The sequence below is a fragment of the Paenibacillus sp. J31R98 genome (assembly GCF_056269245.1).
Window position 1 is genome coordinate 132482 of sequence record NZ_JBWDNO010000006.1, and the last position, 16861, is coordinate 149342.

The 16861-nt window shown below is 53.3% G+C and carries 18 protein-coding genes; 14 read left to right on the forward strand and 4 right to left on the reverse strand.

The genetic code is table 11. The features are described 5' to 3' along the window. Positions 1-15: 15 nt before the first annotated feature. The 4 genes from AC0YNX_RS21415 (at position 16) to AC0YNX_RS21430 (ending at position 4304) form a co-directional block, all read left to right on the forward strand. On the forward strand, positions 16-798 hold the full coding sequence (locus AC0YNX_RS21415) for an ABC transporter permease (RefSeq protein ID WP_475817975.1): 783 nt from the start codon (positions 16-18) through the stop codon (positions 796-798). Then, positions 798-2117: an amidohydrolase family protein gene (locus AC0YNX_RS21420; protein WP_475817746.1), complete on the forward strand. Its 1320-nt coding sequence runs from the start codon at positions 798-800 to the stop codon at positions 2115-2117. Before AC0YNX_RS21415 ends, AC0YNX_RS21420 begins: the two co-directional genes overlap by 1 nt. Positions 2118-2176: 59 nt before the next feature. Continuing rightward, positions 2177-3313 carry an ABC transporter substrate-binding protein gene (locus tag AC0YNX_RS21425; RefSeq protein WP_475817747.1) on the forward strand — a complete coding sequence of 379 codons (1137 nt, stop codon included), beginning with the start codon at positions 2177-2179 and terminating at the stop codon, positions 3311-3313. 199 nt (positions 3314-3512) lie between these two features. After that, on the forward strand, positions 3513-4304 hold the full coding sequence (locus AC0YNX_RS21430) for a phytanoyl-CoA dioxygenase family protein (RefSeq protein WP_475817748.1): 792 nt from the start codon (positions 3513-3515) through the stop codon (positions 4302-4304). Between the two features lie 171 nt (positions 4305-4475). Here AC0YNX_RS21430 and AC0YNX_RS21435 read toward each other — a convergent pair whose 3' ends face one another. Both AC0YNX_RS21435 and AC0YNX_RS21440 read right to left on the reverse strand, forming a co-directional pair. After that, positions 4476-4703, reverse strand: coding sequence for a small acid-soluble spore protein H (locus tag AC0YNX_RS21435; protein WP_475817749.1), 228 nt, complete (start codon positions 4701-4703; stop codon positions 4476-4478). An 81-nt stretch (positions 4704-4784) separates the two neighbouring features. Then, positions 4785-5666: a LysR family transcriptional regulator gene (locus tag AC0YNX_RS21440; RefSeq protein WP_475817750.1), complete on the reverse strand. Its 882-nt coding sequence runs from the start codon at positions 5664-5666 to the stop codon at positions 4785-4787. A 124-nt stretch (positions 5667-5790) separates the two neighbouring features. On the opposite strand from AC0YNX_RS21440, the gene AC0YNX_RS21445 reads away from it, so the two are divergent. Continuing rightward, the gene (locus AC0YNX_RS21445) at positions 5791-6741 is read left to right on the forward strand and encodes an NADP-dependent oxidoreductase (RefSeq protein WP_475817751.1); all 951 of its coding nucleotides are present in this window, start codon (positions 5791-5793) and stop codon (positions 6739-6741) included. A gap of 66 nt (positions 6742-6807) precedes the next feature. Here AC0YNX_RS21445 and AC0YNX_RS21450 read toward each other — a convergent pair whose 3' ends face one another. After that, complete coding sequence (locus AC0YNX_RS21450) at positions 6808-7731, reverse strand: GH25 family lysozyme (RefSeq protein ID WP_475817752.1); 924 nt, start codon at positions 7729-7731, stop codon at positions 6808-6810. 93 nt (positions 7732-7824) lie between these two features. Further along, positions 7825-8769: a GH25 family lysozyme gene (locus tag AC0YNX_RS21455; protein WP_475817753.1), complete on the reverse strand. Its 945-nt coding sequence runs from the start codon at positions 8767-8769 to the stop codon at positions 7825-7827. 303 nt (positions 8770-9072) lie between these two features. Between AC0YNX_RS21455 and AC0YNX_RS21460 the strand changes: the two genes are divergently transcribed. The 9 genes from AC0YNX_RS21460 (at position 9073) to AC0YNX_RS21500 (ending at position 16682) form a co-directional block, all read left to right on the forward strand. Continuing rightward, positions 9073-9630 carry a hypothetical protein gene (locus AC0YNX_RS21460; protein ID WP_475817754.1) on the forward strand — a complete coding sequence of 186 codons (558 nt, stop codon included), beginning with the start codon at positions 9073-9075 and terminating at the stop codon, positions 9628-9630. Between the two features lie 31 nt (positions 9631-9661). Further along, on the forward strand, positions 9662-10585 hold the full coding sequence (locus AC0YNX_RS21465; protein WP_475817755.1) for a 5'-nucleotidase: 924 nt from the start codon (positions 9662-9664) through the stop codon (positions 10583-10585). Positions 10586-10604: 19 nt separating this feature from the next. Further along, the gene (locus AC0YNX_RS21470) at positions 10605-11459 is read left to right on the forward strand and encodes an aminoglycoside 6-adenylyltransferase (RefSeq protein ID WP_475817756.1); all 855 of its coding nucleotides are present in this window, start codon (positions 10605-10607) and stop codon (positions 11457-11459) included. Positions 11460-11748: 289 nt separating this feature from the next. Then, positions 11749-12015, forward strand: a complete 267-nt coding sequence (locus AC0YNX_RS21475) for a hypothetical protein (RefSeq protein WP_475817757.1) — start codon at positions 11749-11751, stop codon at positions 12013-12015. Between the two features lie 152 nt (positions 12016-12167). Continuing rightward, entirely contained in the window at positions 12168-12647 is a 480-nt protein-coding gene (locus AC0YNX_RS21480) for a DinB family protein (protein ID WP_475817758.1), read from the forward strand. Between the two features lie 194 nt (positions 12648-12841). Further along, entirely contained in the window at positions 12842-13939 is a 1098-nt protein-coding gene (locus AC0YNX_RS21485; protein WP_475817976.1) for an ABC transporter ATP-binding protein, read from the forward strand. Further along, complete coding sequence (locus AC0YNX_RS21490; RefSeq protein WP_475817759.1) at positions 13936-14772, forward strand: ABC transporter permease; 837 nt, start codon at positions 13936-13938, stop codon at positions 14770-14772. The genes AC0YNX_RS21485 and AC0YNX_RS21490 overlap by 4 nt, the downstream gene beginning before the upstream one ends. Before the next feature lie 9 nt (positions 14773-14781). Further along, positions 14782-15612, forward strand: coding sequence for an ABC transporter permease (locus AC0YNX_RS21495; RefSeq protein ID WP_475817760.1), 831 nt, complete (start codon positions 14782-14784; stop codon positions 15610-15612). Further along, positions 15609-16682 (forward strand): ABC transporter substrate-binding protein, encoded by a 1074-nt coding sequence (locus tag AC0YNX_RS21500; RefSeq protein WP_475817761.1) that lies wholly within the window; start codon positions 15609-15611, stop codon positions 16680-16682. The genes AC0YNX_RS21495 and AC0YNX_RS21500 overlap by 4 nt, the downstream gene beginning before the upstream one ends. Positions 16683-16861: the final 179 nt, after the last annotated feature.

The following is a 16861-nucleotide window of genomic DNA, read 5'->3' on the forward strand; positions in this document are numbered from 1 at the left end:
ATTCGGCGTGAATGGATGAGGAAAACGGCTGGATATTTGCCGTCGCTCGCGGCCTTCGTCATTTTCGTGGGAGGCTGGGAGTGGGTTTGCCGGTTGTTTGATGTTCCAATCTTCCTTGTACCCAAACCGACGGATGTTGTGAGATCCGCCGTGGAGAATGGCTCGAGCCTTCTCGATTCGCTGTGGACAACCGCTTATGAAACGCTGATCGGTTTCGTTATGAGCTTCGTGCTTGGCGTCTTGGGGGCTGTTCTGCTGGCAAGCTCCAAATGGGTGGAAAAGAGCGTTTATCCCTATGCAATCGTGTTGCAGACGATTCCGATCATTGCGATTGCGCCGATTATCGTCATCTGGTTCGGAGCCGGCCTCAACGCTATCGTGTTCATCACGTTCCTCATCGGCTTCTTCCCGATGCTGTCGAACACGCTGATCGGCTTAAACTCGACCGACCATAACATGAAGAACCTGTTTTTCCTCTATAATGCATCTCCTTTCCAAATGATGTGGAAGCTGCGGATTCCCGCCGCATTGCCGTATATGCTCGCAGGCCTCAAAATCTCGGCTACGCTGTCCGTTATTGGCGCAATTGTCGGCGAATACATGGCAGGCGTCGGCGGCAGCAAAGGCGGTCTTGGATATGCCATCACCGTAGCAGCGCTGCGGATGAACACGTCGTATCTGTTCGCGTGCGGACTGTCAGCCTCCCTCATGGGCATCTTCTTCTTCCTGCTCGTGAATCGGATTTCCAAGCTGCTGCTGAGCTCTTGGCACGAATCCGAGCTAGGAAGGGATAACTGATGCGCGGAGGCAGGATCCACATCATTAATGCCCGCTTGCCGCTGTCCGGAGATGACCGCTGGTACGAATTGATTGCGGGGGATGGCGTATGGATAACGGTTGAAGGCGGTGCAGAGCGAATCTTCCGCGACGATGCGGTACCGATCGTTGCGAAAGATGCGATCGGCGCTGACGGTGCGGCTGCCACGATTCTGGATCTCGAGGGGCGGATCGCGGTGCCGGGCTTCGCCGACATGCACATGCATTTGGACAAAGCGTTATCGCTTCCGCAGGTGGGCAACGCATCAGGCACGCTTATGGAAGCTATCGCGAACTACGGGGAGCATGCGTCTCGCTTCTCCAAGGCGGATATTCGCGAGCGCATCATCCGGACGGCGCAGATGGGATTGCGGCATGGCACGGTGCATATGCGGACGCACTTGGATATGCACGTTGCGCTTGGCAGAGAAGTGATGTTCCGAACCGTGGAAGCCGCGCTGGAAGCGAAAGAGGCGCTGAAAGGGCTCGTTCGGCTGCAGCTGTTCCCGATGCTGTCATTCGGGCAATCGCCGCACGCGACGGCGGAGCTAGCCAAGGAGCTGATTGGGCTTGGGATGGATGGGATTGGCGGCTGTCCGCACATCAACCCAGATCCGGAAGCAGACATTCGTCACCTATTCGATACCGCGGTACGGCTTGATGTGCCGATTGATTTGCACGTTGACGAGAGAGACGATCCGAACGTCCGCACGGTCATTCCGATCGCCCGAATGACAAGAGCGCATGGGTACGAAGGGCGTGTAACGGCAGGACATCTCTGCTCGCTCTCCAGCATGCCGAGCCGAGAGGCGTATCCGATTATGGAAGAAATGGCCCGCGCGAAGCTTGGGGCGGTGACGCTTCCTGCCGCGAACCTTTACTTGCAAGGCAGAGCTGATGACGGGCCGATACGAAGGGGGGTGACGAGAGTCAAGGAGCTGCTGGAGATGGGCGTTGCGACGGCGGCGGCATCGGATAACATCCGCGATCCGTTTCATCCTTTTGGGAAAGGGGATTTGGCGCAGATCGCGCTGTTGACCGGATACGCCGCTCATATGGGCTCCGACTCCGATCCGGACGCATTGCTTCGGATGATCACAGTAACGCCTGCCAGCCTGATGGGTCTGACGGCGTACGGCATTCGGGAAGGCTGCCTTGCCGATCTTGCCGTTATGGACGCCGCAAACGCCGAACAGCTGCTCGTTGAGGGATCTTCGTCCCGCTGGGTGGCTGTCCAAGGCCGATGGGTCAGCGTGATGGTACAGGAAAGTCGTTTGGAGATTGACAAGGAGCTTGCATAGGGTTTGGGTCATGAAATGAAAAGCAAGCGAACTTAAAGAGAAAAGTGGAGGGAAAAACGATGGATAAACAAAGAAATCATACTGTGAAATTCCCAAAAAGCCTCATTCCGATTGTAATCGTTCTGATGTTAACGCTGCTTGTTTCGGCTTGTTCGTCTAACTCTGGCAACAGCTCGAATAACGCGCAGGAAACAACGGCCCCTGCATCCACCAATACATCAACCGATACGTCGAGTGATGCATCGAATGGTACATCGAATGATACATCTTCCTCCACAACCGAGTCCTCCGGCAAAGCGCTTATTCCAATTACCCAAATTACGAACTGGTACGCACAGGCGGAGCACGGCGGCAACTACACCGCTTTGGTGAAAGGCTTCTATAAGGATGCCGGCTTCGATATGACGATTACTCCAGGCGTCAACGTATCGGGTACACAGCTGCTTCTCTCCGGCAAAGCCCAGTTTGCCATGAGTTCGAGCGACGAGGTGTTGGTTGCCCGGGATCAAGGCCTTCCGGTTGTGGCGATACTCGGCACGTTCCAGAAGAGCCCGCAGTCGCTTACGTACCATGAAGGGCAAAGCATCAAGGGCATCGAAGATTTGAACGGGCGGAAGGTGTTCGTCAGCAGCGGCGTGAGTTATTGGCAATTCTTGAAGAAGAAATTCGACCTGAGCAAGACGACTGAAATGAAATACAACTATGAGCTCGCGTCCTTCATGGGGGACGACAAATCGGTGGTGCAGAGCTATATTACAGCCGAGCCGTATGTCCTGAGCCAAAAAGGTGTAAAAGTTAGCAGCCTGCTGATTGCGGATTATGGCTATTCCCCATACGCCAACATTATGATTACGACCGAGTCGTTCCTGAAGGAGCATCCGGATGAAGTCCAGGCATTCGTTGACGCGACGATCAAAGGCTGGAATTACTACAAGGATCATTCGGATGAAATCAATCCCGCGATTTTGAAAGAAAACCCGAATGAGTCGCTCGATCAGTTCGCTTACAGCGCGAAAGCGCTCCAGCCGCTAGTTTACGGAGGAGACGCCGAAACGAAAGGCGTAGGCACGATGACAAGCGAGCGCTGGGATGAAATGAACAAAGACCTGCTCGATCTCGGCGTCATTAAGAAATCCCAAGATATCTCCAAGGCATACACGAATGCGTTTGTCGAAAAGGCGAACGCAGCCAAATAAGAAGAAGTAAAGGCTGTTCCAAAGGTATTCGTGACCTTTGGAACAGCCTTTCTATCTGTGGCCACTATGACAGCATCGGAATGAAATAGGCGCTCTGTTTGGCAGATCGTCTTAGTTTTTCCCCATATCCTCCAAGAAGGATAACGCTTTCAGATGTACAGTAGAGGTATATCCTATTGCGTGAAGGGGAGTATCAAATATGATTAGCTCGAAGATTCAGCTTAGCGAAGATAAGGTAAGATTTTATCGCGATAATGGCTTTGTTCAAATTGATAACGTGCTGTCGCCGGAGGAGCTGGAGGAGCTTCGCCAGCATGTGGACGAGACGATGAACGCGCAGGGTGGACGAGGTGTTCAGACGTCTGACAAGGGTAACGCGTATTTCAAAGTGTTGAACCAGCGAGTGAACACATGGCGTGATCACGGCGGCATGGCGCGGTTCGTGCTAGGCGAACGCTTCGCGGACATGGGCAAGCAGCTGACCGGGTTCGAGGGCATTCGGCTGTTCCACGATCATGCGCTGCTGAAGATGCCAGGCGATTCCAAACCAACACCTTGGCATCAAGACCGTCCGTATTGGCCGGTCGAAGGCGACAAGCCGATGGTTGCATTCTCGATCTGGGTCGCGCTTGATGATGTCGATGAGAATAACGGCTGTATGATGTTCGTGCCGAAATCGCAGAAGATCCGCAATTTGAAAGGCGTTAGTCTCGTTGAGCCCGATGATATTTTTCAGCAGGAAGGCGCGCAGGATGTGGACCGCAACACGGCGGTTATTTGCCGGATGAAAGCTGGCAGCTGCACCTTCCATGACGGCATGACGTTCCATTTCGCGCATGCGAATATGACCGACAAGCCGCGCCGGGCGCTTGCGATCATCTTCTTGGAGGATGGCACGAGGTTCAGCGGAGCGGGCCACGTTGTAACAGATGGGCTCGGCTTCGAGCCGGGTGATCTGCTTGGCGGAGGAATGCTGCCGAAGCTGACTTAACTTTACGTGAAAGGTGTCATTCTGACACGCAATTGTAACGTAACTGCAATAGCATTTTCATCTTGTTTTAATCTTCGGTCTCTATAATAAGACTCAACCCCCTATTATATATATTTTCTTAAGACCCGCGGCCCGTTGCCAGCGGGTCTCTTTTTTTGTGCGCGGCCAGCTTCAATCGCGCTGGTCACAAACCATTTGAATACCGTCCGACTTGAACGGTGACGGCTCAGTCAAACTATGAAGCGATACGGTAATTTCCTGATTGGGCTGGTCGAGTGGGTATATCCGGGCAGTCTCACTCTCGGCATCGACATGCTGAATATAGATTGATTGGCCGTCATAGGTGACATCCACCATCACGGCGGATTCGGCGATTTCTTGTGCGCGCTGAGCGTTCATTGTGAGTACCGTTCCTCCTGCATTTGACGATTCGTGTACTTGTTCATTGTTTGCGATAGCCCTTCGAGATATGCAGAATCGTTAGTTTTTGGAATCCCCTGCAAAATAGTCCGTCACGTAATCGCGGAATGCGCGGGAAGCCTGCGACATGTACCGCTTCTCCAGCCATGCGAGCTGGATTGTTCGCTTGCTGCTTGCTTCTTGAATGGGCAGCAGGACAAGCGGCTTCGCATCCGTCTTCTTGCATGCGGACAAGAAGGCGATGCCAAGGCCAGCGCTGACGAAGCTTCGCATCGCGGCAGGATCGTCCACTTCGCAGACAATTCGCGGCGCAAGCGCGTGGCGGCTGCAGAACTGGTCCATCATGGAGCGGATGCGCGAGCCTTCCTTCATGCTGACGAACGGCTCATTCCGGAGATCTTCAATCGTGAGGCTCGCTTGTTCCGCAAGCCTGTGGCCCGGAGGAACGGCGATGAAGATCTCCTCATGCAGCAGCGGAATGCCGCGTATGCCAGGGCGGTCAATCGGCGGTGTTGTGTAGCAGAAATCGATGTCGCCTGCTTCAATGAGCGGGATGATCTCTTCGGGAGACACCTGCGTGATGTGCAAATTCGTATCGGGATAATCCGCGAGATAGGCGCGGACCATCTCGGAGAACCGTGCCAACGTCGTCGTCGCGATATGAATGCGTCCGCGCTCAGTGCCGTTCATATCCGCGATTTCGCGGCGTCCTTCCTCAAGCGCATGCAGCGCTACATCGACTTTGGCAAGAAACGCTTCTCCGTAGCTGTTCAGCCGGATTTGCCGGCCCTGCCGATGGAAGAGCGGCACGCCTAGATTCTCCTCCAACCTTGCGATACTCTGGCTAAGTGCCGGCTGTGCAACGTGCAGCTCCTGAGCTGCCTTTGTCATATGCTCAAGCTTGGCGACCTTTTGAAAATATTTCAGCTGCAGCAGCTCCATCCTCTGGCACCTCTCTATTCATAATGTTGATATTATTAATTCATAAGTAAATATGTATTATACATGATGTATTTAGAGGCGTACACTGAGGTAACAAGAGAATTGAAGAGGGGGTACAAGCACGATGACAACGATGATGAAAGCCATTCGTGTACATCATTACGGCGGCTCAGAGGAGCTGAAGCTGGAAGAGATAGAACGCCCGCAGCCTGCTGCAGGGGAGGTGCTAGTCCGTGTCCATGCGGCAGCCGTTCTGCCAATTGAGTGGAAGGTGAGGCAGGGGATGTTCAAGCAGTTCAGACCCGTAACATTCCCGTATACGCCGGGCTCATCGCTTGCCGGCGTGGTAGCGGCCGTCGGTCCTGGTGTAACGAAGTTTAATGTTGGCGAAGCCGTATTCGGCCGAAGCGCGAATAGCGGAACTTATGCCGAATATGTAGCGGCAGCTGAGGATTACCTGGCTGTAAAGCCAGACACGCTCAGCTTCGAGGATGCAGCGACAATCTCAGGAGGTGCGCTTACGGCGTGGTCGGCTTTATTCGACGGCGGCGAGCTTCAGTCGGGGCAGCGCGTCCTCATTCATGGCGCGGCTGGAGGCGTAGGCATGTACGCCGTGCAGCTGGCGAAGTGGAGAGGGGCGGAAGTGATCGGAACGTGCGGCACGGACAATGTTTCTTTCGTCTCTTCGATTGGCGCGGATCACGTGGTGGATTATACGAATGAGCGCTTCGAGGACATCGCCGGTCAAGGCTCGCTCGGCGTAGACTTGGTGCTTGATACCGTTGGCGGTGAGACGCAGACTCGGTCATTCGCCGTACTGAAGCCAGGCGGGCGAATGATCTCGCTAGTCGGCCAGCCATCTCCCGAGAAGGCGCAAGAACACGGCGTGAAGGCCGTCTTCTCGAATAAGCTGCCAGCAGCAGAGGCGCTAGGCCAGATCGCAGCGCTGATTGCCGAGGGACACTTGAAAGCAGCAGTTGGCGCAGTGTTCCCGCTGGCCGAGGCGGCGCAAGCGCAGGATCGCAGCCAGACGGGCCATGGCCGCGGTCGCATTGTGCTGCATATCGCAGACTGAGCTACCCGAGCGATGAACAAGAGCAGCCCCCGCCAGCAGATGGCGGGGGCTGCTCTTGTTCATTCCTCAATAGTAAATATAAACCTTCCTATTCACGCTATCCCACTTAATCGTCGTAGCACCTAGCATTTCGCCTGCCGACCGTACGCCGATGTAGGTGCGGCCCTCGATCATCTTATAGTTCGTCACCGGCTTGCCGTCGAAGTAAGGCGTCGACGTGGCGGAATCCCACCACACCGGTATGCCAATCGAGTCGCCAAGCTGGCGAAGCGGCGCGAATGTGCTGCCGTCAATGAGCCGCCCGAACGCGGCCAGTTGATCGTTGACGACGACTTTGATGTCATCCTCCGGGCTGAGCGGCTGTGGAATATTCGGATTCGCATACTTGTTCCAGAACGCTTCTTCCATCGCATTCATATCCACATCGCCGCCGATGCCGTTCACGCGCTCGTTCTCGGAGAATTGAAACACCGACCATTCGCTCCACGTGTTATTAGCAAGCGGCGTCGTAACGCCGTAATGGGCGATCCACAACGGCCACTGACCGAGCGGTTGCGTCAAATTATCTCTGGCAAAGTATGCTCCGGTGTACAACATGACAGGGTGCTTCGTCAGCCGTTCCACTTCCTGCAGCCAATCCACGCACCATTGCGTCAGCTTGCTTACCGATACTTGCCCCGCATCGCCTTCCACATCGAGTACATGCGGGAAGTCCGATTGCACACCTTGTATCACGCTGGCAAAATGCGCGGCTTCCGCCTTGGCGGTATTCGACTCCGGATGCACATAATGATAGAACCCGACTTTAATGCCTTCCGCCGAAGCGCCGCTTACATTCGCTTTGAATTTATTATCAACAAACGTCGTTCCTTCGCTAGCTTTGATGAAGACGCCCATTACCCCGTCCGCTTTAACCTTCTTCCAGTCAATTACGCCATTATGATGCGAGACGTCGATGACTTTCACATTGCTTGCGCTCCTAGCTTGCATCACACTCAGCTCCTTTTCCGTAAGACGGATATTGTACTAACCACTGTATGAGCACATCGCGCCCATTGCTCCTCTATTCGCCCATACCGACCATTAGTGATGGACATGCATTTGCTGCATATCCTTGTCCCATGATACTTTGCCGCCGAGCGCTTCGACCGCCGCTCTCACGCTGATATACGTTTTGCCGCCGACCAGCTTGAAGTTGGTAATCGGATGTCCATCTACGTACGGCGTTGCAGCCGCAGCCTCCCACCTGACAGGCACTTGAAGCGCGTCGCCGAGCTGGCGAAGCGGCACATAGGTTTGATTGTCGATCAGCCGTCCGAATGCTGCCAGCTTGTCAGCCACCATAACTTTAACGATATCGAACGGGCTAGCCGGCTGCGGCCCTTCTGCTTGTGTTGCTGCCGATGCCGTTCTGAAGGTGTATTTATCAAAAAATGATTTCTCCATCGCATTAAGATCCACATGACTCTTTATTCCGTTAATTCGCCCGCTCGACGTATATTGGAAGATTGCCCACGTGCTCCATGTGTTGTTGCCCATGGGGGTAAGGACGCCGTAATGGGCAATCCAAAGCGGCCATCGTCCTAAGTCTTTGCCGAGACTGGTCCGTGCAAAGCTGGCCGAAGTGTAGATCATCACCGCATGACTGGTTAATCGCTGTACCTCTGTAAGCCAAGTTACGCACCATTTGGTCAGCTCGGCGGATTTGATTTTGCCGGCGTCGCCTTCTACATCGAGCACATGGGGAAACTGCGACTCATACCCGTGTATCGTCTCGACAAAATGCTTCGCTTCCGCAATCGCGTTATTCACTTCCGGATGCGCATAATGATAGAACCCGATAGGGAGACCGACTGCATGCGCACCGGTCGCATTGCGGCTGAAATTGGAATCGACGCCGAGCCGTCCATCCGTCGCCTTCATGAAAGCTCCGGCTACTCCGTCTGCACTAACCTTCACCCAATCAATCATGTCTTGATGGTGGGAGACATCGATGATCCTTATATGTTCAGGACCCCTTGCTTGCATTCATGCACACGACTCCTCTCTAAGAGTGTAGTTGATACTAGTTTATGAGAGTAGGGTAAGAGATGCTTCTTGCAAGCGCCTGCATAGCAATAGCGACTTCGTACTTTATGACTATATTTTTCAGGAAAAGCTTGTCTGAATGGTAGTTTTATGTCGATTATTGTCAATTGTCGTCAAAGAAATGCACAATCGGTGCTGCTTTGCCCATTTTTATTATTCGGAAGGAGTTGTGCCTGACATTTGGCTTGCCTTATGATGGGAAGATGATGAGAACAGCCAATTTCTGCTAAAGGAGGTGGGCGTATGGCGGTTTTTAAATCGAAGCGACTAAGGTGGGCTCTACTGCTTGCTGTAGCTCTAGTGCTTAGTGTTTATTATCTATTCCTCATGTCCGGTTACACGCTCAGTGAGGCTGGGGCTCTGCGTCATTCGTTCCCTTACGAAGAGGGGGCACCTATCTATAAGAAGAGCTTCGGTGCTTACACGATCGCCATTACAGCAGTGGGAGATCGGCATACCGCCAATCTGATCTATAAAAAATGGGGCTTTCTCTATCAAGTGAGAACAGCATCAGCCTTGTCACACCGTTCGGATGAGGAAGCGATGGACATTACTTGGAGTGCGCATCTGGTTAATGATAAAGAGTACGACGTGATGCTTGCGGCCAAAGTGGAGGATCCGAGCATTCATAAAGTTGTTATTGGCAATAGCGGTCCTGTACAAATGGTGAAAGACTTGGAGCTTGACGTGGAGAACGGCTATGCGGTGGTCTATCAGCGGCTGCCGATTGCGAATGTGGGGAGTTTTGTATTTCGCGGGATTAATGATAAAGGGCAAGAACTTGCCACAGTAGAAGGTTAACGAGATTAAGCGAAGAGGAGCAGCGAGCCGTATGCCATACCCGATAGAGAATAAATTCGTCATTGCCGTCGCGTCCAGCGCGCTGTTCAATCTAACGGAGTCAGACCTTGTGTTTCAGGAAAAAGGGGAGGACGAGTATCGCAGCTTTCAGCGAGAGAACGAGAATAACATTCTACGTCCAGGTGTTGCATTCCCGCTGATCAAACGCTTACTGCGGGTGAATGGCGACTCTCGCGATCAACCGGTGGAAGTCGTGTTGCTGTCCCGTAACGACCCGGATACAGGCCTTCGCGTATTCAAGTCGATTGAGCATTACAGGCTGCCGATTAGCCGTGCGGTGTTTGTGGCAGGCAGCAATCCGTTTCAATATTTGGAGGCGTTCAACGCTTCACTGTTTCTATCCGGCAATTCGGATGATGTGAAGGAAGCGGTCCAGCATGGCTATCCGGCTGGCTGCATCTATCCGACGGATTATATCGACGATGATGAGGATGAGGAGCTGCGAATCGCATTCGACTTCGACGGCATTATTGCCGACGACTCGGCGGAGTCGGTGTTTCAGCTGGATGGCGCGCTTCGCGCCTTTCACGATCATGAGCGCAGCAAGGCGGATGAGCCGCTGCCGGGCGGACCGCTTATCCGCTTCTTCACCGAAATCGCCAAGCTGCAGAAGCGGCTCGGTGAGGAGAGCAAGGGTGCGAAGAAGCCGGGCATACGTGTTGCTATTGCGACTGCGCGTAATGCCCCTGCTCATGAGCGAGTCATTACGACGCTACGGCAGCTTGATATCCGCGTCGATGAAGCATTCTTCCTCGGCGGAATTGATAAGAGCAGAGTGCTGAATATTTTTAAGCCGCATATCTTCTTCGATGATCAAGTTGGGCATATTGAGGGGATTGCGCGGAGCTTTCCTTCGGTGCATGTGCCGTTCGGCATTACGAATGCGATGAAATGATAAGGGGCGGAATTTAGAGATGCGAGGACAAGAAGAACTATTGCGCCAGCTGCTTGCGTGGACAGAGCGGCACAGCTTAATCCGGGCGGTCATTATGACCAGCTCCCGTGTCAATCCGAACGCACCGGTCGATGAGCTGTCGGATTACGATATCGAGCTTGTCGTGACAGACACGACGCCGTTCCGCGAGAGCGACGCGTGGATCAAGCAGTTCGGTACGGTAATGACCGAGTACCGCGAGAATCATGAGCAGTCCATTACGCGGCTCGTGCTGTTCGATGACGGAGTTCGAATTGATTTTCAAGTTTATGTGGTGAAGAAGCTGGAAGAGAAGATTGAGCTGCCGCTGCTGCCCGAGGAGCTGGATATCGGCTATAGCGTGCTGATGGATAAGGATGAATTGACGAAGGGGCTGAAGCCTCCGCGCCATACCGGCTATCTGATCGAGAAGCCTTCCCGCGAGGAGTATAACATGGCGGTGAAGGAGTTCTGGTGGGACATTACGTATGTGGCGAAGAGCTTATGGCGGGATGAGCTATACTACGCCAAGTACATGTTCGAGAGTATCATTCGCTTCAATTACGTTATGCCTGTCATCGAGTGGCATATCGGGGAGCGTCACGACTGGGCCATCAACCCAGGCAAGAAGGGCCGTTGGTTCAAGCGGTACTTGGACGAGGAGACGTATGCGGAGCTCGAACGGACGTATGCAGGCGCGAGCTTGGATGACAACTGGCGTGCGCTGTTCGCGATGACTGCCTTGTTCGGGAAGCTCGCCGCAGGTCTCGGGGCGAAGCTCGGCTACGAATATCCGCACGACCTGGACCGCCGCGTGACCGCGTATTTGGGGAGTATTCAGAGGTTGGAGCGCTGAGAGAGCGATAGTCGGAGACGGAGAGTGCAGTCCATTCATGGAAAAAGGCTGCCCCTGATTGCCGAGAGAGCAAATATGCTCTCTCAGAGGCGAAAAAGGCATGCGGGGATAGCTGAGAGAGCAAATACGCTCTCTCAGCATCAAAATCGCGGTCAATTTGCCGGTTTCGGGTACCGAGAGAGCAGATACGCTCTCTCAGCGGTAGAAAAGGCGTATATGGAGTACTGAGAGAGCGAATATGCTCTCTCAGCATCCAAGAAGTATATAGTGTGCGAAAGAAGCTGGTCTAGTGGACTACATTGGTGGAAATCCGGTGAATTGTGCGAAAGAAGCTGGTCTGGTGGACCTCATTGGTGGAAATCCGGCGGAGTGTGCGAAAGAAGCTGGTCTGGTGGACTACATAGGTGGAAATCCGGTGGAATGTGCGAAAGTAGCTGGTCTGGTGGGCAACACGATAGCACAACCGGTTGCAGAGAGAGGAAAAACCCTCTCTCGCGTCCCGAAACTAGCCATTTGGTGGTCCGAGAGCGGGAAAAGCCTCTCTCGACAGAAGTAAGCATAGCGATTCACTGCATTTGGGCTACAGAGAGAGGAAAAACCCTCTCTCGAGTCCCGAAACTGTCCATTTGGCGGTCCGAGAGAGGGAAAAACCTCTCTCAACATTGTATGGTTGAGAAGAATCATACCAAATCATGAGGAGTGGAGACGATGGAGCATTATCTATTCACGCAATTAAAGTTCGTGCGGAGTCAGACGCTGAAGCTGATGGACGGAGTGACGGAAGAGATGGCGGACCGCGTGCCGGAGGGCTTCCGCAATACGATTCGCTGGAATCTCGGGCATGTGTATGTCGTGCTGGAACGGTACATTTTCCAATACTTGAACTTGCCTCAGCAGCTGCCTGCGGGGTTCAAGGAATTGTTCGAGTTCAAGACCACCCCGCTGAATTGGCCTAGTGACGCGGTCATCCCGACACTTGCGGAGCTGGAGCAGTTGCTTGCCGGTCAGCTGGAGCGGGTCGAAGCGGCGATTGCGCATCGTCTTCACGAGACACTTCCGCAGCCGTACACGACATCGACGGGACTCACCATCGAGTCGCCGGAGCAATTTTGCAGCATGAATCTATTCCACGAGGGGATGCACTCTAGCGTCATTAAGTTGTACAAAACAATGCTGGCGCGTAGCTAGCGACATCTACCGCAACTACGACTGTCCGGGATCGCGATTCCGGACCGTTTTTTTTTTATGTAAACACATTCACGCACACTCAAAAAATACTTCATGTGCCAGCTATGTTTGGTTATACTATCCAAAGGAATATACGAATAAAAATCGACATTGTTCATCTTTATCCGAAAGGGGTGTGCGTCAAAAGCATGAATATGAACACACACAAGGCAGAGGCGATTATTCGCTTCGATGGCGTGACCAAGCAGTACGAGAACGATCCCGCCGTACTGAAGGACGTCAGCTTCGAAATCGAGCGAGGCAAATTTTATACGCTGCTGGGACCGTCCGGCTGTGGCAAAACGACGATTCTGCGTCTCATTGCCGGGTTCACGGCCCCGACGAAGGGCAGCATTTATTTTAACGGGCAAATGATTAACCATATTCCGGCGAACAAACGCCAGGTGAATACGGTGTTCCAGGATTACGCGCTGTTCCCGCATCTGAACGTGTTCGAGAACATTGCGTTCGGCCTGCGCATTAAGAAAATGAAGCAGTCGGAGATCCAAGAGAAGGTGCAGGAGGCGCTTCGTTTCGTTAACCTGAGCGGCTACGAGAACCGTGAGATCACCGAGATGTCCGGTGGTCAGCGGCAGCGGGTTGCGATTGCGCGGGCGATCGTGAATCGGCCGGAAATTATTTTGCTGGACGAGCCGCTATCTGCGCTCGATCTGAAGCTGCGTACAGAGATGCAAGTGGAGCTGCGAGAGCTGCAGCGGCGCCTTGGCATTACGTTTATCTTTGTCACGCATGACCAGGAAGAGGCGCTCGCCATGTCGGACGAAATCTTCGTCCTCAGCGAAGGCCGCATCCAGCAGAGCGGTACGCCGATGGATATCTATGATGAGCCGATCAACCGGTTCGTGGCTGATTTTATCGGGGAATCGAACATCGTAGACGGACGGATGAAGGCGGACTACGTCGTCGAATTCGCAGGCAAAACCTTCGAGTGCGTGGACAAAGGCCTCCAGCCAAACGAGCCGATCGACATCGTTATTCGCCCGGAGGATCTGGAGATTACGCGGCCGGAGGACGGTAAAATGCAGGTGCGCGTAGAGACGCAGCTGTTCCGCGGCGTTCACTTCGAGATTCAATGCACGGACGAAACGGGCAACAAGTGGCTCGTTCACTCAACGCGCAAAGCGGTGGTTGGGGAAACAATCGGGCTGACCTTTGACCCGGAGGCGATTCACGTTATGCGATTCAATGAATCGGAAGAGGAATTCGACAAAAGGCTGGAGTCGTACTCATGAGGACGGCCGATACATATCCTACTCAAACTGTCGCTCCGCGCGCCCGAAATTTCTATCTGATTCCCTACTTGCTGTGGATGCTGCTATTCGTGGCAGCGCCGATCATTCTCATCGTCTACGACTCGCTGTTCGATGTTGATGGCAAGTTCACCTTCGCCAACTACGGGCATTTCTTCACGCCGGTCTATATGAAGATGACATTCAGCTCGTTCTGGTACGCCTTCCTCATTACGGCGTTCTCGCTGCTCGTCAGTTATCCTGCGGCGTATTTGCTGACCAAGACGAAGCATAAGCAGCTCTGGCTGCTGCTCATTATTCTGCCGAGCTGGATCAACCTACTGCTGAAAACCTACGCATTTATCGGCCTATTCGGCACGTACGGAGCAGCGAATGCCATTCTGGAAACCATCGGCATCGGCAGGCAGCAGATTCTGTTCACAGATTTCAGCTTTATTTTCGTATCGGTCTATATCTTCATCCCGTTCATGATTCTGCCGATCTTTAACGCGCTTGAGGAACTGAACCCATCGCTCATCGACGCTGCACGCGATCTTGGCGCTTCGCCATGGACGTCGTTCCGCCGCGTCATCTTCCCGCTGACGATTAATGGCGTGAAATCCGGCTGCCAAGCGGTGTTCATTCCGGCGCTGTCGCTCTTCATGATTACGCGGCTCATTGCGGGCAACCGGGTGATTACGCTCGGTACGGCGATCGAGCAGCATTTTCTCGTGACGCAGGACTGGGGCATGGGCGCGACAATTGCGGTGTTCCTCATTATTGCGATGGCGATCATTATGATTCTGACCGGCAATCGCGCGAGAGGAAGGAGGTAACGGCAGACGATGAAACGCTCTATAAAATGGTCAAATCTTTATCTCTGGCTCGTCTTTGTGATTCTGTACGCGCCGATTCTCTACTTGTCCTATTACTCGTTCAACAGCGGCGGCAGCATGCACGGCTTTGAAGGTTTTACGCTTGAATGGTACAAAGAAGTGTTCGCAGATACAAGGCTGCTCATTATCCTTCTGAATACGCTCGTCATTGCGTTGTTCGCGTCAGTGATCTCCACGATACTCGGCGTAATCGGAGCTATAGCAATTCATCATGTCCGCAAGCGTTCGAATCAGAACACGCTGCTGTCCTTGAACAACGTGCTGATCGTCAGCCCGGACGTTATTATCGGGGCATCGTTCCTCATTCTGTTCACGATGATTGGCATCAAGCTCGGCTTCGCTTCAGTGCTGATCTCGCATATTGCGTTCAGCGTGCCGATCGTCGTCATTATGGTGCTCCCGAGGCTGGAGGAAATGAGTCCGACGCTGCTGGATGCGGCGCGCGATCTTGGGGCGACAGAATGGAATGTGCTCACGAAGGTCATGCTTCCCTTCATCAAATCGGGGATCTTCGCTGGATTCTTCATGGCGCTTACGTACTCGCTGGATGACTTCGCCGTTACGTTCTTCGTGACAGGCAACGGATTCACGACGCTGTCCGTTGAGATCTATTCCAGAGCTAGACAAGGTGTCGCATTGTCTATCAATGCGCTATCTACGCTGATCTTCGTCTTCACCATGCTGCTCGTTGTCGGGTATTACTTCATCAACCGGCGCACCCGCGGACAAGTATCCGGGCGTAATGGCAGCGGCAAGGAATGGGGGCTGGTGAACAAATGAACCAGCTGATGCGGATGATGGTGCTCGTCGTTCTGCTTGCTTTTGCCCTGATGTACGGCGCTTCTGCGCTTAATTCGTCACAAGGCTACTCCGGAGCCGATACGCTGACCATCTATAATTGGGGCGATTACATCGACCCTGAGCTGATTACGGAATTCGAGAAGGAGAGCGGTCTCAAGGTCATCTATTCCACCTTCGATTCCAACGAAGCGATGATGACGAAGATCGAGCAGGGCGGTACAACGTTTGATATAAGCGTCCCTTCTGAATATGCGATTGACAAAATGAAACAAGAGAACCTGCTGCTGCCGATCGACAAGTCGAAGCTGCCGAACCTCAAATACATCGATCCGCGCTACATGAATCTGTCCTTCGATCCGAATAACGAATACTCGATCCCGTATTTCTGGGGCACGGTCGGTATTGTCTACAATCCGGAGCTGGTCAAAGGAATCGACTTCAAGAGCTGGAATGATCTATGGAACAAGAGCTTGCGCAATCAAATTCTGCTCGTGGACGGGGCGCGCGAAGTCATTGGCTTCGGGCTGAACAGCCTCCACTATTCTCTGAATGATACGAATGAGGAGCACTTGCAGGAGGCGAAAAACAAGCTCAAGGAGCTGACGCCGAACGTCAAAGCAATCGTCGGTGACGAGATCAAGCTGCTGCTTGCTAACGAAGAGGCTGCGGTTGGCGTCGTCTGGTCGGGCGATGCGGCGGAGATTATCGACGAGAACGACAAGCTGACCTACGTGGTTCCGGAGGAAGGCTCGAATCTGTGGTTCGATAATATCGTCATTCCGAAGACGGCGAAGAACGTGGAAGGCGCGCACAAGTTCATCAACTTCATGCTTGATCCGGAGCATGCCGCGCAGAATGCCGAGTATGTCGGCTACGCAACGCCGAACAAGAAGGCGCTGGAGCTGCTGCCGAAGGACATCTCAGGTGACGAGCGGTTCTATCCGAGCCCGGAAGTGACAGCGAAGCTAGAGGTGTACCGCAACTTGGGCAAGAAGATGCTCTCGCATTATAACGACCTGTTCCTGGAGTTCAAAATGCACCGAAAGTAACATAGCATGTCCGCATAAATACGTGTTGCATGTACAAACCTTCCGCACGACGAGTCCATATACGCTTGTCGGCGTGTTCTATGGGCCTGTTTTATAGTGTGAAGCCCGGAGCCGAAGTCCGTTCGTCTGTTTATAGGCGAGCGGTCTTTATTTTTGTTGTTGACAGTTTGCTGTGCGTA